Origin of the sequence: Enterobacter sp. ODB01, assembly GCF_001623605.1 — a bacterium.
Taxonomy (GTDB): domain Bacteria; phylum Pseudomonadota; class Gammaproteobacteria; order Enterobacterales; family Enterobacteriaceae; genus Enterobacter; species Enterobacter kobei.
In genome coordinates this window covers 3,067,953-3,088,480 of the sequence record NZ_CP015227.1, presented here as the reverse complement: position 1 = coordinate 3,088,480, position 20,528 = coordinate 3,067,953, and the positions used below count along the sequence as shown (strand labels likewise).

Below are 20,528 nucleotides of genomic sequence, written 5' to 3'. Positions count from 1 at the left end.
ATGAAAACATTCACCCAAAAACTGTCTGTTGCGATGCTACTATGCGCATCATTAAGTGGAGTGACAACCATGAGTTATGCAGAAGCCACCAATCCTAACGCCCCCGTCTCGATGGTCACAACCTGGGACAAAACCTTTGCCAAAAGTGACCGGGTTGACCACCGTAAGGTCTCCTTCCAGAACCGTTACGGTATTACCCTGGTAGGCGATCTCTATCTTCCTAAAAACCGTGGCGACCGTAAGCTGGCAGCGATTGCCGTCAGCGGGCCATTTGGCGCGGTCAAAGAACAGTCCAGCGGCCTCTACGCGCAGACCCTGGCGGAAAAAGGGTTTGTAACCCTGGCGTTCGACCCTTCCTGGACGGGCGAAAGTGGCGGTCAGCCGCGCAACGTCGCGTCACCGGACGTCAACACCGAAGACTTTAGCGCCGCGGTTGATTTCCTGGGCGTGCAGAAAGAGGTCGACCGTAAGCGCATTGGCATCCTTGGGATCTGCGGCTGGGGCGGTATGGCGCTGAATGCGGCATCCATGGATACGCGCATCAAAGCTGTCGCCACCAGCGTAATGTATGACATGAGCCGGGCGATGGGTCACGGCGTAGGCGACGGCAAAGATCGTTATTCTTCGGCAGATCGCCATGCTGTGCTGCAGTACCTGAATGAACAGCGCTGGAAGGATGCCGGGAACGGCACCTTTGCACAGGGCGGCCATGACATTTATGTTGACGAGAACGGCAAAGTGACCGCGTCAGAACGTATTCTGCCAGAAGCCTTGCCCGCCAACCCGAATCCGGTGCTGAAAGAGTTTTATGACTACTACCGCATGCCGCGTGGCTTCCACGCGCGTTCCGTCAACTCAACCGGCGCATGGACGGCAACTATGCCGCTCTCGTTCATGAACATGCCGCTGCTGAGCTATGCCGGAGAGATCGCTATCCCGACGCTTATCGTGACCGGCGAAAAGGCGCACTCCCGTTATTTCGCCGAAGATGCGTTTAACGCGGTCGGCAGCAAGCAGAAAGAACTGGTGATTGTCCCGGGCGCCAACCATGTCGATCTCTACGACAATGCTGCCGGGAAGATCCCATTCGCTCAGTTTGAACAATTCTTTAAAAACAGCCTGAAATAAACCTCCCTGCTGCCCGTTTCGACGGGCGGCTCTCTTCGCGAAATCAGACGATGTCCACATTAAACCACACCACTTCACAGCATGAGGAACATGCGTACTGGGGAGGCATTTTTGCCATGACCCTTTGCGTATTCGTCCTGATTGCCTCGGAATTTATGCCCGTGAGCCTGCTCACCCCGCTTGCCGCAGATTTAGGCGTGACGGAGGGGCTTGCAGGCCAGGGCATTGCTATCTCCGGCGCGCTGGCGGTACTGACCAGCCTCTTCCTCTCCCGGCTTGCCGGGAATATGAATCGTAAACACCTTCTGCTGGGCATGACGATACTGATGGCGCTCTCGGGGCTCATTATTGCCTTCGCCCAGAACTATCAGACGTATATGACCGGTCGCGCGCTGATCGGTATCGCCATCGGCGGGTTCTGGTCCATGTCGGCGGCAACGGCTATTCGCCTGGTTCCCCATCATCAGGTCACGCGCGCGCTGGCTATTTTCAACGGTGGTAACGCGCTGGCAACGGTCGTGGCCGCCCCGCTAGGCAGCTACCTGGGTGCAACCATTGGCTGGCGCGGTGCCTTCCTTTGTCTGGTGCCCGTGACAATCGCGGCATTCCTGTGGCAGTACGTTAGCCTGCCAAATATGAGCGGGCGTAAAAACGGTGCGTCAGGTGAAGGCGTCTTTCGGCTATTTCGCCAGCCTGTCGTATCCGTCGGTCTGATAGCCTGCAGCCTGTTCTTTATGGGACAGTTTGCGCTGTTTACCTATGTGCGCCCATTTCTCGAGACCGTCACGCACGTCAGCGCCTCCGGGCTATCGCTGATTTTGCTCGCCATCGGCATTGCCGGATTTATTGGCACCCTTCTCGTTTCTCTGGTATTGAACGCGGCGTTTTACCTGACGTTAATAGCGATTCCACTGCTGATGGCCACCATCGCTGGCGCGTTGATTTTGACCGGGCATAACGTGTGGATTGTTGCCCTGCTGTCAGGCTTGTGGGGAATGCTGGCGACGGCAGCACCGACGGGCTGGTGGACGTGGGTCGCCCGAACGCTTCCGGAGGATGCCGAAGCGGGCGGAGGGTTAATGGTCGCGGTGATCCAACTCGCCATTGCACTGGGTTCAACGGCGGGCGGTATGGTGTTTGATCGCCTCGGCTGGCAGAGCACGTTTGCCCTGAGCGGCATAGTGCTGCTTTGTGCGGCTGCGTTGACGTTTATGCTTTCACGCCTCCGCGAAAGCGCCTCATGAAAATAACGGCGTAGCGTGAGGTTTCAGTTTGGAATACTTTTCGTAAGGATATTTTATTTAATTACTAAACCCTCAACGTCGCCAGAGGGAATAATAATTAAGCAATATCCTGGACAGCCCGTCGACACGCTTTGCTAGCCTGATTATTCAGGCAAAGCTCACCCCGGAGGTATTCTTGCTGATTAAACTCAAGAAAGAACGAACGCACCAGGAGGATCGCCGGCTTGCTCTCTGGCTGGCGACCTCAGCAGGTTTACTCAACGCCATCGCCCTTGGGGCCTTTGGCTTTTTCCCCTCTCATATGACCGGCAACACCTCACAATTATCCAGCGAAGTCTCCTCCACCGATCTGAGCGATATCATTTTCTTTGGCTCGATTATTCTCTCCTTTGTGGCGGGTGCAATCCTTGCGCGTCTTATCGTGATATGGGGCATTATCCATAACGTCAGGCTGGTTTTTTGCCAAATCCTTTTTGTCGAAGGGATATTATTAACCGGCGTATCTCTCTACGAGATGTATTTCCATGCGCTCACCAGCAACCGCGAGATTATTATTTTCCTGTGCTGTCTGATGGGCATTCATAATTCAACCTCCACACAGCTTTCCGGCGGACGGGTGAGATCGACGCACATTACCGGCACGCTGACGGACGCGGGAATTTCCCTGGCCTCCGTCACGGTTGCCATGCTTCGCAGGGATTACTCCAAAGATACCGCGGCACAAAAAAGTCAGTTGAAAACCCACTTAACCACCCTTTTCTCGTTCATTACCGGGGGTATCGCCGGGTTACTGCTCTTCAGATGGGTTGGCTTCAACGCCATGCTGGCGCTCGGGTTGATGCTCTCCGTTGTCGCGACCGTATCGATTATCAGTATCTCAGTGCGTGTTCGCCGTGTACGCCCCCTACTCAGCAGATAAAGCTCTCAGGCAGGGTGACAGGAACATCGTGATACGTGACCCTGTCACTTTATGGGCTGCGCTTTAGGACTATTCTGCCTGCGCCATATTCAGCCCTTACGCCATAAGGCCTGACTTAAGGTTGTCACGCTTTTCATAGGGTTACTGATTTTCCCCCTTCGCTGGAACCCTTCCCAAACGCTTGCTATAGGTCAATTACCCCTGCCGAAACATGGCATAACAACAGGCAACCGGTGGTTGCTATAACGCATGCGCACAGGGAGACACACCGCAATGCACCCATTACTCAAACGTTCGCTGCTGTTTGTTGGCGCGATTATCGTGGTTCTTGCCCTTCTCACCTGGGGGATCGGACTTGAGACAATCAAGGCGCGTCAGGTTGACCTGATTTATCTCGGGCAACAGCACATGATACTGGTTTTCTCGTCGATGTTTTTTGCCCTGCTGGTCGGTATTCCGGCCGGTATCCTGCTGAGCCGCCCGGCCGCGCGGGGTATCGCCGAATATGTGATGCAAATTTTCAACGTGGGTAACACGCTGCCACCGCTGGCCGTGCTGGCCCTGGCGATGGTGGTGATTGGCATCGGCGATACGCCCGCCATCATCGCGCTGTTTCTTGCTTCGCTGCTGCCCATTGTGCGCAATACCTACGCGGGACTGTGTTCCGTTCCGGCCTCGTTACTGGAAGCGGCAAACGGGATCGGGATGACCAAATGGCAGCGTCTGCGTCAGGTTGAATTGCCCAACGCCTGGCCCGTCATGCTCTCCGGGATCCGCATCGCCACCGCCATCAACGTCGGTACCGCGCCGCTGGCATTCCTGATTGGTGCCAGCAGCTACGGTGAGCTGATTTTCCCCGGCATCTACCTGAACGATTTTCCGACCCTGATCCTCGGCGCGGCGGCCACCGCCCTGTTCGCCCTGATCCTCGACACCCTGCTGGCGGCGCTGGGTCGCGTGATGAGCCCCCATCTCGCTCAATAACAATAACAAGGAGCTTTTATGAGACTGTTTTCCGGCCTGACGGCGCTGTGCGCCGCGGCGCTCTTCACCAGCCAGGCAATGGCAGCCCCGCTGATCCTGGCAACCAAAAGCTTTACCGAGCAGCATATTCTCTCGGCAATGACCGTGCAGTATTTACAGAAGAAAGGATTCCATGTACAGCCGCAAACCAATATCGCCACGGTGATTTCCCGTAACGCGATGATCAACAAACAGATCGATATGACCTGGGAGTACACCGGCACGTCATTAATCATCTTTAACCACATCAACAAACGCATGTCGCCGCAGGAGTCTTACGAGACGGTGAAACGCCTGGACGCAAAGCACGGTCTGGTATGGCTTAAACCCGCTGACATGAACAATACCTATGCTTTCGCCATGCAGCGCAAGCGCGCCGAGGCGGAACATATCAACACCATGTCAGAGATGGTGGCGAAGATTGAGCAGATCCGTAAAACCAACCCGGACAAAAACTGGCTGCTGGGCCTGGACCTGGAATTTGCCGGGCGCAGCGACGGCATGAAGCCGCTGCAGGCCGCCTATAACATGACGCTGGACCGCCCGCAGATTCGTCAGATGGACCCGGGACTGGTCTATAACGCGGTGCGCGACGGCTTTGTCGACGCCGGTCTGATTTACACCACCGACGGGCGCGTGAAGGGCTTTGACCTGAAGGTGCTGGAAGATGATAAAGGCTTCTTCCCGAGCTATGCGGTCACTCCGGTGGTGCGTAAAGACACGCTGGAGGCTAATCCGGGTCTGGAAGAGGCGCTCAATACCCTCTCCGCCCAGCTCAACAACGACGTTATCACCGAGCTGAACAAGAAGGTGGATATCGACCATCAGTCACCGCAGCAGGTCGCCCGTGATTTCCTGCGTAGCAAACAGTTGCTGTAGGAGGCGCTATGGATACCGTTCACTACATCCTGGATAACTGGGACTATCTGTTAACCCTGACGCTGCAGCACCTGTGGCTGGTGGCGCTGGCCGTGGGTTTAGCCATCCTCATCGGCGTCCCGCTGGGCGTTCTGATTGTCCGTCATAAATGGCTGGCAACGCCAGTACTGGGCATCGCTACCATCGTGCTGACCATTCCGTCCATCGCCCTGTTTGGTCTGATGATCCCGCTCTTTTCGCTGATCGGTCAGGGTATCGGCGCCCTGCCCGCGATTACGGCGGTGTTTCTCTACTCGCTGCTGCCGATTGTACGTAACACCCATACGGCGCTCGACAGCCTGCCGCCGGGGCTGCGTGAAGCCGGACGGGGCATCGGCATGACCTTCTGGCAGCGTCTGCGCTGGGTGGAAATCCCGATGGCGCTGCCGGTAATTTTCGGTGGGATCCGTACCGCCGTCGTCATGAATATTGGCGTGATGGCGATTGCCGCGGTAATCGGCGCGGGTGGCCTGGGCCTGCTGCTGCTCAATGGTATTGGCGGAAGTGATATTCGCATGTTGATTGCGGGCGCGCTGATGATTTGTCTTTTAGCTATTGTGCTTGACTGGCTGCTGCACCGTTTGCAGGTGGTTCTGACTCCAAAGGGGATTCGATAATGATAAAACTGGAAAACCTCACCAAACACTTTTCACAGAAGCACGGCCAGACCTTTAAGGCCGTCGATAACGTCAACCTGAACGTCCCCGAAGGGGAAATGTGTGTCCTGCTCGGCCCGTCCGGCTGCGGGAAAACCACGACACTGAAGATGATTAACCGCCTTATCACACCCAGCAGCGGAACAATCCTCATTAACGGTGAAGACACCAGCGGGATGGACACGGTGACCCTGCGCCGCAATATTGGCTACGTGATCCAGCAGATTGGCCTGTTCCCGAACATGACTATCGAAGAGAACATCACCGTTGTACCGCGCATGCTGGGCTGGGATAAAGCGCGCTGCAAAACCCGCGCCGAAGAGCTGATGGATATGGTGGCAATGGATCCGCGTAAGTTTCTTAGCCGCTATCCGCGCGAGATGTCCGGCGGCCAGCAGCAGCGTATCGGCGTCATCCGCGCCCTGGCGGCGGATCCTCCGGTACTGCTGATGGATGAACCGTTCGGCGCGGTGGACCCCATCAACCGCGAGGTGATCCAGAACCAGTTCCTGGAGATGCAGCGCAAGCTGAAGAAAACGGTGATGCTGGTCAGCCACGATATTGATGAAGCCCTGAAGCTCGGCGACCGAATCGCAGTCTTCCGTCAGGGGAAAATCGTGCAGTGTGCCAGCCCGGATGAACTGCTGGCAAAACCGGCCAATGAATTTGTCGGCTCGTTTGTTGGTCAGGACAGGACGCTGAAGCGGCTGCTGCTGGTCTCCGCAGGAGACGTCACCGACCAGCAGCCGACCATTACGGCGCGGAGCTCTACGCCGCTTCCTGAAGCCTTTGCCACGATGGACGACAATGATATTCGCGCAATTACCGTGGTCGACGAGCACGGAAAACCGCTCGGCTTTGTGAAACGTCGCGAAGCGCGCAACGCCAGCGGTACCTGTGCCGACATCCTGCATCCGTTCCGCATGACCGGCAAGGCGGAAGACAACCTGCGCGTCGTGTTGTCACGTCTGTATGAAAGCAATACCAGCTGGATGCCGATCGTGGATGAGGACGGGCGTTACAACGGTGAGATTTCGCAGGACTATATTGCCGAGTACCTGAGTTCCGGGCGTACGCGTCGGGCACTGAATATTCATAGCGACAGTTAACCCTTCTGGCCGGGCCTCGCCCGGCGCTTTCGCACGCATACCTTTTGCTAACCCCGCGATTTCCCGCCACAATATTGTATCGTTCCCCTGTAATCGCGACCCATGCAACGTCTTCATGCTTACCCCGACATCCGGGCGATGTTTCGCCGACTGTTGATTGCCACCGTCACCGGCGTGCTGGCGGCGCTGGCCGTTGCGGTGTTTCGTCACAGCATGTACCTGCTGGAGTGGCTGCTTCTCAGCAACGACAGCGGTAGCCTGGTGAATGCCGCCGCATCGCTCTCGTCCTGGCGGCGCGCGCTGACGCCTGCGCTGGGTGGGCTGGCCGCCGGGGTACTGCTCTGGGGATGGCAACGACTGACCGCCCAGCGGCCTCACGCGCCAACCGATTACATGGAGGCGCTGGAGACCGGGGACGGCCAGTTTGATTACGGTGCCAGCCTTGTAAAATCCCTGGCGTCGCTGCTGGTCGTCGCCAGCGGAAGCGCCATCGGGCGCGAAGGGGCCATGATCCTGCTTGCCGCTCTCGCCGCCTCCTTTTTCGCTCGCCGTTTTACGCCCAAATCTGAATGGAAGCTCTGGATCGCCTGTGGCGCCGCGGCCGGGATGTCCAGCGCTTATCATGCCCCCTTAGCCGGAAGCCTGTTTATTGCAGAGATTCTGTTTGGCACGCTCATGCTGGCCTCACTCGGCCCCGTGGTTATTGCGGCGGTGGTGGCGCTTCTGACCACGCGCGTGCTGGCACCCGGCGCCAGCACGCTCTATGAAGTCCATCTGAGCGGCATACTGACCGCGACAGATTATGCCCTGCTGGTCGCCATGGGTCTGCTGGCAGGTCTTTGCGGACCCCTGTTGATGTGGCTGATGACGTTTAGCCACGGACTGTTTCTGCGTCTCAAACTTTCGCCGCCGTGGCAGCTGGCGCTGGGGGGGTTGATCGTCGGGCTGCTGTCCCTCCTCACGCCGAAGGTATGGGGGAATGGCTACAGCGTGGTTCAGGCTTTTCTGCTCGCCCCGCCGCTGCTGTCGGTGATTGCCGGAGTGTTTATCTGTAAATTGCTGGCGGTACTGGCCAGCAGCGGTTCGGGTGCACCGGGCGGCGTGTTTACGCCCACGCTGTTTGTCGGCATGGCGACGGGGATGCTGTTTGCGCAGCTTTTCGCGCTGTGGTTACCGGGTTCTGAGACGGCAATATTGCTGGGACTGGCGGGAATGGCAACGCTACTTGCTGCGACCACGCATGCGCCCATTATGTCGGCGCTAATGGTCTGTGAAATGACCGGACAGTATGTTTTACTGCCCGGTTTACTGGTCGCCTGTGTGGTGGCGTCCGTGCTGTCGCGAACGTTACGCCACGACTCGATCTACGGCCAACACGCCGCCGAGGGCAGAGAGATCGATGTACTGCGCTAACTCGCGCTGCTCGGCACGAGGCAGATAAGGCAGCTCCCCCACCAGCGGCCCAGGCAGTTTGGCGCTCAGCACGTCGATGATCTCCGCGTAGTGCGCCAGGCCCGGGTTGATACGGTTTGCCACCCAGCCCACCAGCGGCAGGCCGTCATTGGCAATCGCCTGCGCTGTCAGTAGCGCATGGTTGATACACCCTTCCTGGATACCCACCACCATCACCACCGGAAGCTGTTCCTGGACGACCCACTCAGAGAGCGGACGCAAATCATTCATCAGGCTGCGCCAGCCGCCCGTCCCTTCGACCACCACGTGATCAACCTTCTCGCTCAGGTTCGCCAGCCCGTCGGACAGCAGGGGATAATTAATCAGACCGCTGTGCGCCACGCTGCTCTCCTCTTCGCTTAAGGCAATGGGATTGACCGCCTGATAAGGCAGTTCCAGCGACGAGACGCTTTGCAGCACCAGGGCGTCTTTATTACGCAATCCCTCTGGCGTCTCTTTACTCCCTTTTGCGACCGGTTTGTACCCTGCCACGCGTTTACCGCTTGCTGCAAGCGCCTGCAGCAATGCGCGGGATACGACGGTCTTGCCGACAGAGGTATCTGTACCAGTAACAAAGAAACGCTTAAGCATGACTCACTCCACCTCTTGGGTATGCTTCGAAAATATAAACCAGGTAAATAATTAAGTGGAGGAAGTCTACGGGATGCGTGCGCTACCCGGCTTGAGATAGCGCAATTTTTCGTACATCTGCGGAAAAGAGTTAACCCTGTAACAGGCGGATAAGCAGCGAGCCGTTATACATGGCATCTTTGACCAGCGCCGCACCTGCCATGGTGCCCTGGTTAGAGAATTGGGTGCTTTCCACCGCAATATTCTTGCTGTAGGCGGGAAGCGACTGCTGATGGATACAGGCCGAGATCGCCGGAAAGAGGATCTCCGCCGCCTGGCTGAGCGGGGAGCCAATCAGGATTTTTTGCGGGTTAAAGAGGTTCACCATAATCGCCAGGATGCGGCCAACGTTGTTCCCCACCCCGGTAATAATATCCTTCGCCAGCAAATCTCCCTGACGCGCGGCGGCGCAGAGGGAATCGACCGTTAAGGGTTGGCCGTGCAGCGAGGAGCTCATGGACTGGCTGAGCCTGACCTGCGCCAGCTCCAGCACGCTTTCTACACTGGCAATAGTCTCCAGGCAGCCATGGTTCCCGCAGTAACAGCGCTTCCCGTATGGGTCGACCTGAGTGTGCCCGATTTCCACCAGGCTGCTGCTCCCGGCGTGAAGAAGACGCCCGTCGGTGATGACACCCGCCCCAACGTTATGGTCGATCACCACCTGAATCACATCACGCGCACCGCGCGACGCGCCAAACAGGGCCTCCGCCATGGTCCAAGCACTGATGTCATGCTGAATATAGACCGGCACGCCGGTATGGTTTTTCAGCACCTCTCCCAGCGGCATCTCTTTAACATCGTCGTAAAACGGCATGCGGTGCACGATGCCGTTTTCGGTATCAATAATGCCCGGCATGGTGATGGCGATTGCCGTTAAGCGTTCCAGCCGCTGCTGATGGCGGATAAAGAAGTTATCGATATGGGAGACAATGGCATCGAGGAGCGATTGTTCCGCGTTGAGCGGCAGCTCAAGCCGATCCTCCACCACCAGTTTGCTGCTCAGATCGCGCAGCGCGAGGAAGATCTCCCCGCGACTGATGCGCAGTGACAGGTAATGCCATGCTTCCGTCTCAACCACCAGCCCGACCGCCGGACGGCCACGGCTGCCCGGCTCCTGAATTTCCGTCTCCTGGACCAGGTGCGCTTCCAGCATTTCACGGACAATCTTGGTGATACTGGCAGGTGCCAGCTGTGCCAGGCGCGAAAGATCGATACGCGAAACCGGACCAAGCTGATCAATCAGGCGGTATACCGCGCCAGCGTTGGTCTGCTTAATCTGATCAATGTGCCCTGGCTGACTATCAGCAACCACCTCGTACTCCCTTATTTTCGAGCTTCGAAATAAACTTTGGGCTATGGTGAAGCACTTCCATAGCTGTCGTCAAATATTTACTTAGCTCTGTGATTTACCGCACATTTTTATCCCTTTTCCCTACCGGTTTTGCCCACCTGAAGCGCTGATTAACTGCTGTTTGAAGCGCTGCGCGGCGTGGCTCTGTTCACGATGTTTTGACCAGACCAGCCACATCTCGGAAACGGCATCCTCTTCGGCGATGGGAACCCAGCGCATTTCGCGCAGTTGTACCCGTTTAAAGGAGGCAGGAAGAATAGAGACCCCCAGTCCGGCGGCGACCAGCCCTATAATGGTCATCGCCTCGCCCACCTCCTGGGTGATAACCGGAGCAAGATCGTAGCGACGCATCAGTCCCAGAATGTCGTCATACAGGCCCGTTCCGACCTGAGGATCAAAAAAGACAAAGGGTTCTTTTGCCAGCTCTGCGAGCGATACCGCCGGACGCGAGGCCAGCGGGTGGTCAAGGGGGATCATAGCCATCAGGGGTTCATGCAGAATCACCTGCCACGCCAGCGTGTCCGGCAGCTGCGTATTCCGCATCAACCCCAAATCCAGTGCGCCTTCATTCAGCGGTGCAATTTGCTCGCGGGTATTAATTTCGCGCGTCTGAATATGCACATCCGGGAAATGGCGGCGGAATGAGGAAAGCGTCTGGGAGACGGCGCTGATAAAGGGCGCGGACGACGTAAACCCGATTCGCAGCTCACCGGCTTCTCCGAGGTAAAGCCGCTCTGCACGGGCGGCGGCGTCATCAACCATGCTCAGGATTTGTCGGCTGTCGGTCAGAAACTGCTTACCCGCCGCCGTCAGGCTCACGCTGCGGTTGGTGCGGGCCAGAAGGCGCGCGCCCACCTGCTGTTCGAGGATTTGAATCTGCTGGCTTAACGGGGGCTGAGAGATATTCAGCCGTGCCGCCGCGCGGCCAAAATGCAGCTCCTCAGCAACGGCGACAAAATAGCGAAGATGACGCAGTTCGATATTCATATTTTTAAAGTATCATTTGAGATAATTAATATATTAGACAGAATATTTACATTTTCCTACCCTGATCGTGTGGTCATACCCGTCACCCGAAATCACGGGGATGTTTAAGCAAGGAAACTGTGTGAGTCGTACAACCTCCATTGATATCTCTCCGGCCAGCGATATCAATGATTTACCCGTAGCATCGCAGCCGGTTCAGTTCATTAAACGTGGTACTCCCCAATTTATGCGCGTTACCCTGGCGCTCTTTTCGGCCGGTCTGGCCACGTTTGCCCTGCTCTACTGCGTTCAGCCGATCCTCCCCGTTCTCTCCCATGAGTTTGGCGTATCGCCCGCCAGCAGCAGCGTTTCGCTCTCGATTTCAACCGCGATGCTGGCAATTGGCCTGCTCTTTACCGGCCCTTTGTCCGACGCCATTGGCCGTAAATCGGTGATGGTCACTGCCCTGATGCTGGCCTCGGTCTGTACGTTGCTCTCGACCATGATGACCAGCTGGCACGGCATTCTGGTGATGCGCGCGCTGATCGGGCTGTCGCTCAGCGGCGTGGCCGCGGTCGGGATGACCTATCTCAGCGAAGAGATCCATCCGAGCTTCGTTGCCTTTTCGATGGGGTTGTACATCAGCGGGAATTCAATTGGCGGCATGAGTGGGCGTCTGCTGAGCGGGGTCTTTACGGACTTCTTTAGCTGGCGTATTGCGCTGGCGGTTATCGGGTGTTTCGCGCTGGCATCTGCACTGATGTTCTGGAAAATCCTGCCGGAATCACGCCATTTCCGCCCGATTTCTCTGCGCCCGAAAACGCTGTTTATTAACTTCCGTTTGCACTGGCGTGATAAAGGGTTGCCGCGCCTGTTCCTGATGGGCTTCCTGCTGATGGGGTCATTCGTCACGTTGTTTAACTATATTGGCTATCGCCTGATGCTTTCGCCGTGGCATCTGAATCAGGCCATGGTCGGTTTGCTTTCTGTGGCTTATCTCACCGGCACGTGGAGTTCGCCAAAAGCCGGGGCGATGACCGCACGCTTCGGCCGCGGGCCGGTCATGCTGGTCTTCACAGCGGTAATGCTGCTCGGCCTGCTGTTGACGCTCTTCTCCTCACTGTGGCTGATTTTTGCCGGGATGCTGCTCTTCTCCGCCGGGTTCTTCGCCGCGCACTCGGTCGCCAGCAGCTGGATTGGCCCGCGCGCGCGTCGAGCCAAAGGACAGGCATCGTCGCTGTACCTGTTTAGCTATTACCTGGGATCCAGCATCGCCGGGACGCTGGGCGGCGTGTTCTGGCATCACTACGGCTGGAACGGCGTGGGCGGGTTTATCGCCCTGATGCTTTGTGCCGCACTGCTGGTGGGGGCAAGTCTTCATCAACGTTTGAGATAATAAACGTGCGGGCTGATGTCCGGTAAGACGCACGAGCGACCTAAACGGCACCAGCGTACTGGTGCCGTTTATCGTTCAGGAATCCCAGGCCTGCTCTATCTTACCGGCTTCAAACTGCGGAGGCGGTTTTCGGAAACGGCGCGTTAGCCATGTCAGGTAAAGGATCCCCAGTGCCGCCCAGATGAGGCCAAGCGTCAGGGACGTCGCTTCGAGGTTTATCCACAGCACGCCGACCGTTACCGCCCCAATAAGCGGCAGCAGGAGATAGTGGAAACGATCTTTCCACGTTTTGTTCAGCCCCTTACGCCGCCAGAAATGGTTGTACACCGAGAGGTTAACAAACGTAAACGCCACCAGTGCGCCAAAGTTGATCAGCGCCGTTGCGGTCACCAGGTCAAAGTACAGCGCCGACAGGGCCACTATCCCCACCATAATGACGTTCAGGGCCGGGGTACGCCATTTCGGATGCACATAACCAAACACCCGCTCCGGAAAGACGTTGTCACGCCCCATCACATACAATAACCGCGAGACGCTGGCGTGCGAGGCCAGACCCGAAGCCAGTGTATTGACAAAGGTGGTACATAAAAACACCGACTGGAAGAGCTTACCGCCCACGTACAGTGCGATTTCCGGCAGCGCGGCATCCGGGTTCTTAAAGCGCGCGATGGTCGGGAAAAAGAGCTGCATGAAGAACGAGGCAATAATGAATATCAGCCCGCCGTACAGCGCGGTCAGGAAAATGGCTTTGGGAATGACCCGTGCCGCGTTTGGCGTCTCTTCCGAAAGCGTGGTAACCGCATCAAAACCGAGGAAAGAGAAGCAGACGATGGTCGCGCCGGTAATAATAGGGATCAGATGTGCGTTCTCGCTGATAAACGGCTGCAGCGACCAGACGGTGCCGACCCCTTCTCCCTTGTGCAAGCCATGCACCACGAGGATGACAAACACCACCATAATCGCGACCTGCACCAGCACAAACAGGGTATTAAAGTTGGCGACCAGGTTAACACTCTTCAGATTCGCCAGCGTCAGGATCGTCACAAACCCCACTACCCAGACCCACGGCGGGACCTCAGGGAACATCGCGGAAAGGTAGATCTTCGCCAGCAGCACGTTGATCATCGGCAGGAAGAGATAGTCCAGCAACGATGACCAGCCGACCATAAAGCCCACGTGGGGTCCAATCGATTTCTGCGTGTAGGTATACGCGGAGCCCGCTTCCGGGAACTGCCGTACCAGTTTACCGTAGCTGATGGCGGTAAACATGACGCCAGCCAGCGCCAGGAGATACGAGGCGGGCACGTGGCCGTTGCTGATACCGGACACAATACCGAAGGTATCAAACACGGTCATGGGGGTGAGGTAAGCCAGCCCCATCATCACCACCTGCCAGAGCTTAAGAGAACTGCGCAGTCGGGTTCTGCCGGCCATGCCCGGCGCGTCAAGAGACGTGTTAGTCGCCATACACCGTCCCCCCATGCTTACCGTGGTTTGCAATCGCGTTGACCTTAACGCAAACCTGCTTAGCAAAGGGGGAAGTTGTGAAGAACAAACGCGACCGTACCAGCGCACCGTCTCTGGCTCGCATTCACCATGGAAGCCTGACTGGCCCCCTTCGCCCTGCGGATAGTTGAACATCTGCATCATTTCCTACCTCGTCACACAGTGTCGTTAAGAAAGTCCCTGTGCCGCCTGCGCTCCATAACGCGACTCCCGGGAGATAGCTGGCGTGCCAGCGAACAGTTCGGCCAGGCTCCGCGCAGGCCGTATGGTGATACGTATGAGATGAAACAAAGCGGCCCCTTACCGGGGCGCGTTATCAGGCGTTTTTCAGCATCCACTCGATTTCTGTTTCAGTAATCAGGCGTTCAAACTGCAGTAATTCATCATTTTTGCAGGCGTGATACACGTGGCAGAAACGCTCGCCCAGCCGCTCGCGAAGGCGATCGTTTTGCATAAACTCCCACAGCGCATCACTCTGACGAATCGGGAACGGCAGTCCGTCCTGCTCCAGACCATTGCCTTCAACCTCTTCCTGCAGCGGTAAATCGTTATCCAGCCCGTGCAGAATGCCGGCAAAAATCGCCGCCATCACCAGATACGGATTCGCGTCTGCCCCTGCCACCCGGTATTCGACTCGATGGTTATGGCGATCGCCGCAGGGAATACGCAGGGCAACCGTGCGGTTGTTGTGTCCCCATGACGCCTGCGTCGGCACATACATTCCCGGCTGGAAACGGCGGTACGAGTTGACGTTCGGTGCCAGCAGCGCCATGGACGCTGGCATCAGATCGATCATCCCGGCCAGCGCGCGTTTCAGCAGCGCGGAATCCTCGCCGCTGGCGTCCGCGAACACGTTTTCGCCTCTGTTGTTTTGCATACTGATGTGGATATGCATCCCGCTGCCCGCATGCTCTTCATACGGCTTCGCCATAAACGTGGCGTGCATCTTATGTTTTTCTGCCATCTGCCTGACGAGACGTTTTAGCGCCAGCGCATCATCACAGGCATCCAGCACGTTTTCCGTATGGTGCAGATTAATTTCAAACTGACCCGGCGAGGCCTCAGCCACTGCGCCATCGGCGGGGATCAACTGCAGCTGCGCCAGCTCATCAATATCGTTCAGCACGTCAGCAAAGTGGTTGAGATTATCAACCGAGTAGACCTGGCTTTGCGTGTTACGCACGTCGGTGCCCGGCGCGCAGGGTGGCTGCAGATAGCCCTCGGCATCGCGATTCCGATCAAGTAAATAGAACTCCAGCTCTACCGCTACCACGGGGAACAGACCGCGCTGGCGCAACTGCTGCCAGAGCCGGTTGAGTACGTTCCGCGGCTCAACGTCAAAGGGAGCGCCATCTTCATCGACCATGGTGAGCTGCACCTGACCAATGTATTCCGGGTCCGCGGCGGACGGTGTCAGGGTGCCCGGCACCGGCACACAAACACAGTCAGGCTCGCCGAGCTCCTGCCCCAGGCCCGCCTCTTCCACCACGTTACCCAGAATATCCATGGCGAACACCGACGCTGGGAAATAGCAGCCTTTTTCGAGTTTGTTCAGTCCGGCAACCGGAATACGTTTACCGCGAAAACAGCCGTTCAAATCGGTCAGGAGGACATCAATAAACTGGGTGTTCGGATACTGTTCTAAATAGCGCTTCACCTCCTGCGTAAAGGCACTGCCCCGCCTCTCATCCGTGTAGTGAACAAAGTTCTCAACTTCTACGATATTGGTTTCCATGATTTACCACCGTTTTTGGGATTTGCGTTCGCTGCTCAGGACTGTCAAATATAATGTCCACCCTATCGAATCTGTATGCAAATAAATTGTTTGTCAAATGTTAAATTAAGTTTGCAAAAGGCAGATCTCGTTGCTAGATTGAGAAAATATTGAACGAAAAGGCCGTTTTACAGGTGAAACTGGCCTAAATTTAGTCCACTTTGTGAGGGCGATCATGGAAAATATAATGAACAAGCCAGTCATTGGCGTGGTGATGTGCAGAAACAGGCTTAAGGGTCATGAGACCCAGACCCTGCAAGAAAAGTACCTGAATGCCATTATCAATGCGGGGGGCTTACCCATTGCCTTACCGCATGCGCTGGCAGAGCCAGAGTTGCTTACCACTCTGCTGCCAACCCTGGACGGGATTTACCTGCCGGGCAGCCCAAGTAACGTGCAGCCGCACCTTTATGGTGAAAACGGCGATGAGCCTGACGCCGATCCCGGGCGTGATCTTCTGAGTATGGCGCTGATTGCCGCCGCGCTCGAAAGGCGCATCCCCATTTTCGCCATCTGCCGGGGGCTGCAGGAACTGGTTGTTGCGACGGGAGGGACGCTGTATCGTCGCCTGTTCGAGCAGAATGACCTGCTTGAGCACCGGGAAGATCCTGAACTGCCGGTTGAGCTACAATACGCCCCGTCTCATGAAGTTCAGGTTCAGGAGGGAGGACTGCTGTCTCAATTAATACCAGGCTGTAACACATTTTGGGTAAACTCGTTACACGGGCAAGGTGCACGAACGTTAGGACCACGGCTTCGCGTGGAGGCCCGCTCGACGGACGGGCTGGTTGAAGCGGTCAGCGTGCATGACCATCCTTTTGCCCTCGGCGTGCAATGGCACCCCGAATGGAACAGCAGCGAGTACGCCCTGTCACGTATGTTGTTTGAAGGTTTTATCACCGCCTGTCAAAGCCACATTGCCGAGAAGCAACGACTTTGACCACTACCGTAAAGGAAATGCAACTATGAGCGATGACGGACTGGCGCCAGGGAAACGTCTGTCTGAGATCCGCCAGCAACTGGGTCTCTCGCAGCGGCGTGCCGCCGAACTGTCTGGGTTAACACACAGTGCCATCAGCACCATCGAGCAGGATAAAGTCAGTCCTGCCATCAGTACGCTTCAGAAGCTGCTGAAAGTCTATGGGCTGTCGCTCTCGGAATTCTTTTCGGAACCGGAAAAACCTGATGAACCGCAGGTGGTTATTAATCAGGAAGACCTTATCGAAATAGGCAGTCAGGGGGTTTCGATGAAGCTGGTTCACAACGGAAATCCGAACCGTACGCTGGCGATGATTTTTGAAACTTACCAGCCTGGAACCACGACCGGAGAGAGGATCAAACATCAGGGTGAGGAGATTGGTACGATACTGGAAGGTGAAATTGTGCTGACCATTAATGGCCAGCCTTATCACCTGGTTGCGGGGCAAAGCTATGCCATTAATACCGGCATACCGCACAGCTTCAGCAATACCTCGGCAGGCATCTGCCGCATTATCAGTGCCCACACCCCCACCACGTTCTGATAACCACTCAGCCCCGGCGTAAAGACTTACGCCGGGGCAAATAAAAACGATCAATGTCGGCATTTTACGGGTTAATCCCCGGGATGCCTCACGGCTTCGTATTGCCTGAAACGGCCATGCCTTTATTTATCTGATTGCGAAAGAAAGGAGTGAATATGCATTTTCAGCACCTGACTTACTGGCAGGATAAAGCAAAAAACAGTGCCATTGAGACCCGGTTATTTATTAACGGTGCCTATTGTGACGCCGCCGATAAGGCCACGTTTGACACCGTCAACCCCGCTACCCGTCAGACGCTGGCGAATGTGGCCCGGGGCAAGCAGGCGGACGTAGACCTCGCGGTTCAGGCTGCGCGTGAGGTATTTGACCGTGGCGACTGGTCGCAGGCGTCACCGGCGCAGCGCAAATACGTTCTCAATAAGTTCGCCGATTTGATGGAACGCCACGGCGAAGAGCTGGCCTTACTGGAAACCCTGGACACCGGTAAACCCATCCGCCACAGCCTGCGCGACGATATTCCCGGCGCGGCGCGCGCCATTCGCTGGTACGCCGAAGCGGCGGATAAAGTCTACGGCGAAGTGGCGCCTACGGGGCCGGACGAGCTGGCAATGATTGTGCGCGAGCCGATCGGGGTTGTCGCCGCCATCGTCCCCTGGAACTTCCCGCTGCTGCTGGCCTGCTGGAAGCTGGGCCCGGCACTGATCGCGGGCAATAGCGTGGTATTGAAACCGTCCGAAAAATCGCCCCTCACCGCCCTGCGTCTGGCCGGGCTGGCGAAAGAGGCGGGCCTGCCGGACGGCGTGCTGAATGTGATAAGCGGTTACGGCCACGAGGCGGGCCAGGCACTGGCCCTGCATCCGGACGTTGAGGTGCTGACGTTTACCGGCTCTACCCGTACCGGCAAGCAGCTGTTGAAGGACGCAGGCGAAAGCAACATGAAGCGCGTCTGGCTGGAGGCTGGCGGCAAGAGCGCCAACATTGTCTTTGCCGACTGTCCGGACCTGGACAAGGCCGTGAGCGCGACCGCCGCCGGGATTTTTTATAACCAAGGGCAAGTGTGTATCGCCGGGACCCGCCTGCTGCTTGAGGAGAGCATCGCCGATGACTTTCTGGCAAAGCTGAAAGCGCAGGCCCGCCACTGGCAGCCGGGCGATCCGCTCGATCCCGACAGCACGATGGGAATGCTCATCGACGCCGCGCACGCCGATACCGTTCACACGTTTATTCGCGAGGGCGCCCGGAAAGGTACGCTGCTGCTGGACGGGCGGGCACAATCCTGGCCTTCTGCGGTAGGTCCAACCATTTTTGTCGACATCGACCCTGCCTCCCCGCTGTGCCGGGAAGAGATTTTCGGGCCTGTTCTGGTCGTCACCCGTTTTAAAACCGAAGAGGAAGCCTTAACGCTGGCCAACGACAGTGAATATGGGCTTGGCGCGGCGGTATGGACACGCGACCTCTCCCGCGCACACCGCATGAGCCGCCGCCTGAAGGCAGGCTCGGTCTTCGTCAATAACTATAACGACGGGGATATGACCGTACCGTTTGGTGGCTATAAGCAGAGCGGCAACGGTCGCGATAAGTCTCTGCACGCGCTGGAAAAATTTACCGAACTGAAAACCATCTGGATTGCCCTGGAGCCTCAATCATGACCGAACATACCACCAGCTATTATGCGGCCAGCGCGAACGCGTACGAACCATTCCCGACGCTTAGCGAATCAATCAGCTGTGACGTGTGCGTGGTAGGCGGCGGTTATACCGGCCTCTCCTCCGCACTGCATCTCGCTGAAATGGGCTACGACGTGGTGCTCCTTGAAGGGGCGCGCATCGGCTTCGGTGCCAGCGGACGCAACGGCGGCCAGCTGGTTAACTCCTACAGCCGCGATATCGACGTGATTGAGAAAAACTATGGCCCCGATGCTGCCAAAGTCCTTGGGAGCATGATGTTTGAAGGCGGGGAAATCATCCGGGAGCGTATTCAGCGCTATCAGATCCAGTGCGACTATCGTCCCGGCGGGCTGTTTGTTGCCCTGAACCATAAGCAGCTGGAGACGCTGGAAGAGCAAAAAGCCAACTGGGAACGCTACGGCAACACGCAGCTGGAGTTGCTGGATGCCAGCGCGATCCGCCGGGAAGTCGACAGCGAACGCTATACCGGCGCGCTGCTGGACCGCAGCGGGGGACATATTCATCCGCTCAACCTGGCGATCGGCGAAGCGGACGCCATTCGCCTTAACGGCGGGCGTGTGTATGAACAATCCCCGGTGACCGCCATTCAGCACACCAGCCCGGCCGTGGTAAGCACGCAGCATGGTCAGGTGACGGCCCGCTATGTGATCGTCGCCGGAAATGCCTATCTGGGCGATAAGGTCGAACCAGAACTGGCAAAACGCAGCATGCCCTGCGGCACCCAGGTGGTGACCACCGCCCCACTGCCGGAAGAGGTCGTCCGCACGCTAATCCCCAATAACTACTGTGTTGAAGATTGCAACTACCTGCTGGACTACTACCGTCTCACCGCCGACAACCGACTACTGTACGGCGGTGGCGTAGTCTATGGCGCGCGCGATCCGGACGATGTCGAGCGTCTGGTGATGCCAAAGCTGTTGAAAACCTTCCCTCAGCTGGCAGGGGTCAAAATCGACTACCGCTGGACGGGCAACTTCCTGCTGACCCTGTCGCGCATGCCGCAGTTTGGTCGTCTGGATAAAAACATCTACTACATGCAGGGCTACAGCGGCCACGGCGTGACCTGCACCCACCTGGCCGGACGGCTGATTTCGGAACTGCTGCGCGGTGACGCAGAGCGCTTTGATGCGTTTGCAAACCTCCCGCACTACCCCTTCCCGGGCGGTCGCAGCCTGCGGATTCCATTTACGGCGATGGGCGCGGCGTATTACAGCCTGCGCGATCGTCTTGGCGTTTGATCATTTC

At 57.1% G+C, this 20,528-nt stretch carries 18 protein-coding genes; 13 read left to right on the top strand and 5 right to left on the bottom strand.

Going from position 1 to position 20,528, the window contains the following annotated elements:
- The 8 genes from A4308_RS14730 to clcB all read left to right on the top strand — a co-directional run bounded on the left by A4308_RS14730 (position 1) and on the right by clcB (position 8,410).
- A complete protein-coding gene (locus A4308_RS14730; protein WP_032645247.1) occupies positions 1 to 1,128 on the top strand; it encodes an alpha/beta hydrolase in 1,128 nt (375 codons plus the stop codon).
- Between the two features lie 50 nt (positions 1,129 to 1,178).
- A complete protein-coding gene (locus tag A4308_RS14725; protein ID WP_045282047.1) occupies positions 1,179 to 2,372 on the top strand; it encodes an MFS transporter in 1,194 nt (397 codons plus the stop codon).
- A 175-nt stretch (positions 2,373 to 2,547) separates the two neighbouring features.
- Positions 2,548 to 3,291: a YoaK family protein gene (locus A4308_RS14720; RefSeq protein ID WP_014883641.1), complete on the top strand. Its 744-nt coding sequence runs from the start codon at positions 2,548 to 2,550 to the stop codon at positions 3,289 to 3,291.
- Positions 3,292 to 3,564: 273 nt separating this feature from the next.
- On the top strand, positions 3,565 to 4,275 hold the full coding sequence (gene osmY, locus A4308_RS14715; RefSeq protein WP_045282046.1) for an osmoprotectant ABC transporter permease OsmY: 711 nt from the start codon (positions 3,565 to 3,567) through the stop codon (positions 4,273 to 4,275).
- Positions 4,276 to 4,293: 18 nt separating this feature from the next.
- The gene (osmX, locus tag A4308_RS14710) at positions 4,294 to 5,193 is read left to right on the top strand and encodes an osmoprotectant ABC transporter substrate-binding protein OsmX (protein WP_045282045.1); all 900 of its coding nucleotides are present in this window, start codon (positions 4,294 to 4,296) and stop codon (positions 5,191 to 5,193) included.
- A gap of 8 nt (positions 5,194 to 5,201) precedes the next feature.
- Entirely contained in the window at positions 5,202 to 5,849 is a 648-nt protein-coding gene (gene osmW / locus A4308_RS14705; protein WP_014883638.1) for an osmoprotectant ABC transporter permease OsmW, read from the top strand.
- Positions 5,849 to 6,997 (top strand): osmoprotectant ABC transporter ATP-binding protein OsmV, encoded by a 1,149-nt coding sequence (gene osmV, locus A4308_RS14700; RefSeq protein ID WP_014883637.1) that lies wholly within the window; start codon positions 5,849 to 5,851, stop codon positions 6,995 to 6,997. The genes osmW and osmV overlap by 1 nt, the downstream gene beginning before the upstream one ends.
- Before the next feature lie 102 nt (positions 6,998 to 7,099).
- The gene (gene clcB / locus A4308_RS14695; protein WP_059287935.1) at positions 7,100 to 8,410 is read left to right on the top strand and encodes a voltage-gated ClC-type chloride channel ClcB; all 1,311 of its coding nucleotides are present in this window, start codon (positions 7,100 to 7,102) and stop codon (positions 8,408 to 8,410) included.
- Here clcB and bioD read toward each other — a convergent pair.
- From bioD to A4308_RS14680, 3 genes are all read right to left on the bottom strand, one after another.
- Positions 8,345 to 9,040 carry a dethiobiotin synthase gene (gene bioD, locus A4308_RS14690; RefSeq protein ID WP_014883635.1) on the bottom strand — a complete coding sequence of 232 codons (696 nt, stop codon included), beginning with the start codon at positions 9,038 to 9,040 and terminating at the stop codon, positions 8,345 to 8,347. The two genes, clcB and bioD, sit on opposite strands and share 66 nt — an antisense overlap.
- A gap of 130 nt (positions 9,041 to 9,170) precedes the next feature.
- On the bottom strand, positions 9,171 to 10,391 hold the full coding sequence (gene mlc / locus A4308_RS14685; RefSeq protein ID WP_023330287.1) for a sugar metabolism global transcriptional regulator Mlc: 1,221 nt from the start codon (positions 10,389 to 10,391) through the stop codon (positions 9,171 to 9,173).
- 120 nt (positions 10,392 to 10,511) lie between these two features.
- Positions 10,512 to 11,417 (bottom strand): LysR family transcriptional regulator, encoded by a 906-nt coding sequence (locus A4308_RS14680; protein WP_014883633.1) that lies wholly within the window; start codon positions 11,415 to 11,417, stop codon positions 10,512 to 10,514.
- 121 nt (positions 11,418 to 11,538) lie between these two features.
- Here A4308_RS14680 and A4308_RS14675 point away from each other — a divergent pair, with 121 nt between their 5' ends.
- Complete coding sequence (locus A4308_RS14675; RefSeq protein WP_063308646.1) at positions 11,539 to 12,792, top strand: MFS transporter; 1,254 nt, start codon at positions 11,539 to 11,541, stop codon at positions 12,790 to 12,792.
- A gap of 75 nt (positions 12,793 to 12,867) precedes the next feature.
- On the opposite strand, the gene A4308_RS14670 is transcribed toward A4308_RS14675, so the two are convergent.
- Complete coding sequence (locus A4308_RS14670) at positions 12,868 to 14,259, bottom strand: APC family permease (RefSeq protein WP_014883631.1); 1,392 nt, start codon at positions 14,257 to 14,259, stop codon at positions 12,868 to 12,870.
- A 355-nt stretch (positions 14,260 to 14,614) separates the two neighbouring features.
- Positions 14,615 to 16,033: a glutamine synthetase family protein gene (locus A4308_RS14660; RefSeq protein ID WP_045282043.1), complete on the bottom strand. Its 1,419-nt coding sequence runs from the start codon at positions 16,031 to 16,033 to the stop codon at positions 14,615 to 14,617.
- Between the two features lie 226 nt (positions 16,034 to 16,259).
- Between A4308_RS14660 and puuD the strand changes: the two genes are divergently transcribed.
- The 4 genes from puuD to A4308_RS14640 all read left to right on the top strand — a co-directional run bounded on the left by puuD (position 16,260) and on the right by A4308_RS14640 (position 20,521).
- Positions 16,260 to 17,012, top strand: coding sequence for a gamma-glutamyl-gamma-aminobutyrate hydrolase (gene puuD, locus A4308_RS14655; RefSeq protein WP_196238017.1), 753 nt, complete (start codon positions 16,260 to 16,262; stop codon positions 17,010 to 17,012).
- Positions 17,013 to 17,037: 25 nt separating this feature from the next.
- Positions 17,038 to 17,595: an HTH-type transcriptional regulator PuuR gene (puuR, locus tag A4308_RS14650; protein WP_013096835.1), complete on the top strand. Its 558-nt coding sequence runs from the start codon at positions 17,038 to 17,040 to the stop codon at positions 17,593 to 17,595.
- A 155-nt stretch (positions 17,596 to 17,750) separates the two neighbouring features.
- Positions 17,751 to 19,244, top strand: coding sequence for an aldehyde dehydrogenase PuuC (gene puuC / locus A4308_RS14645; RefSeq protein WP_045282042.1), 1,494 nt, complete (start codon positions 17,751 to 17,753; stop codon positions 19,242 to 19,244).
- Positions 19,241 to 20,521 (top strand): NAD(P)/FAD-dependent oxidoreductase, encoded by a 1,281-nt coding sequence (locus A4308_RS14640; RefSeq protein ID WP_014883627.1) that lies wholly within the window; start codon positions 19,241 to 19,243, stop codon positions 20,519 to 20,521. Before puuC ends, A4308_RS14640 begins: the two co-directional genes overlap by 4 nt.
- The last annotated feature ends 7 nt before the right edge of the window (positions 20,522 to 20,528 follow it).

Excerpts from the sequence above, each read along its gene's own strand:
- osmY (WP_045282046.1), top strand. The coding sequence starts at position 3,565 with ATGCACCCATTACTCAAACGTTCGCTGCTGTTTGTTGGCGCGATTATC.
- A4308_RS14725 (WP_045282047.1), top strand. The coding sequence starts at position 1,179 with ATGTCCACATTAAACCACACCACTTCACAGCATGAGGAACATGCGTAC.
- A4308_RS14670 (WP_014883631.1), bottom strand. The coding sequence starts at position 14,259 with ATGGCGACTAACACGTCTCTTGACGCGCCGGGCATGGCCGGCAGAACC.
- clcB (WP_059287935.1), top strand. The coding sequence starts at position 7,100 with ATGCAACGTCTTCATGCTTACCCCGACATCCGGGCGATGTTTCGCCGA.
- puuD (WP_196238017.1), top strand. The coding sequence starts at position 16,260 with ATGAACAAGCCAGTCATTGGCGTGGTGATGTGCAGAAACAGGCTTAAG.
- A4308_RS14660 (WP_045282043.1), bottom strand. The coding sequence starts at position 16,033 with ATGGAAACCAATATCGTAGAAGTTGAGAACTTTGTTCACTACACGGAT.
- puuC (WP_045282042.1), top strand. The coding sequence starts at position 17,751 with ATGCATTTTCAGCACCTGACTTACTGGCAGGATAAAGCAAAAAACAGT.
- bioD (WP_014883635.1), bottom strand. The coding sequence starts at position 9,040 with ATGCTTAAGCGTTTCTTTGTTACTGGTACAGATACCTCTGTCGGCAAG.
- osmX (WP_045282045.1), top strand. The coding sequence starts at position 4,294 with ATGAGACTGTTTTCCGGCCTGACGGCGCTGTGCGCCGCGGCGCTCTTC.
- A4308_RS14640 (WP_014883627.1), top strand. The coding sequence starts at position 19,241 with ATGACCGAACATACCACCAGCTATTATGCGGCCAGCGCGAACGCGTAC.
- osmV (WP_014883637.1), top strand. The coding sequence starts at position 5,849 with ATGATAAAACTGGAAAACCTCACCAAACACTTTTCACAGAAGCACGGC.
- A4308_RS14730 (WP_032645247.1), top strand. The coding sequence starts at position 1 with ATGAAAACATTCACCCAAAAACTGTCTGTTGCGATGCTACTATGCGCA.
- osmW (WP_014883638.1), top strand. The coding sequence starts at position 5,202 with ATGGATACCGTTCACTACATCCTGGATAACTGGGACTATCTGTTAACC.
- A4308_RS14680 (WP_014883633.1), bottom strand. The coding sequence starts at position 11,417 with ATGAATATCGAACTGCGTCATCTTCGCTATTTTGTCGCCGTTGCTGAG.
- puuR (WP_013096835.1), top strand. The coding sequence starts at position 17,038 with ATGAGCGATGACGGACTGGCGCCAGGGAAACGTCTGTCTGAGATCCGC.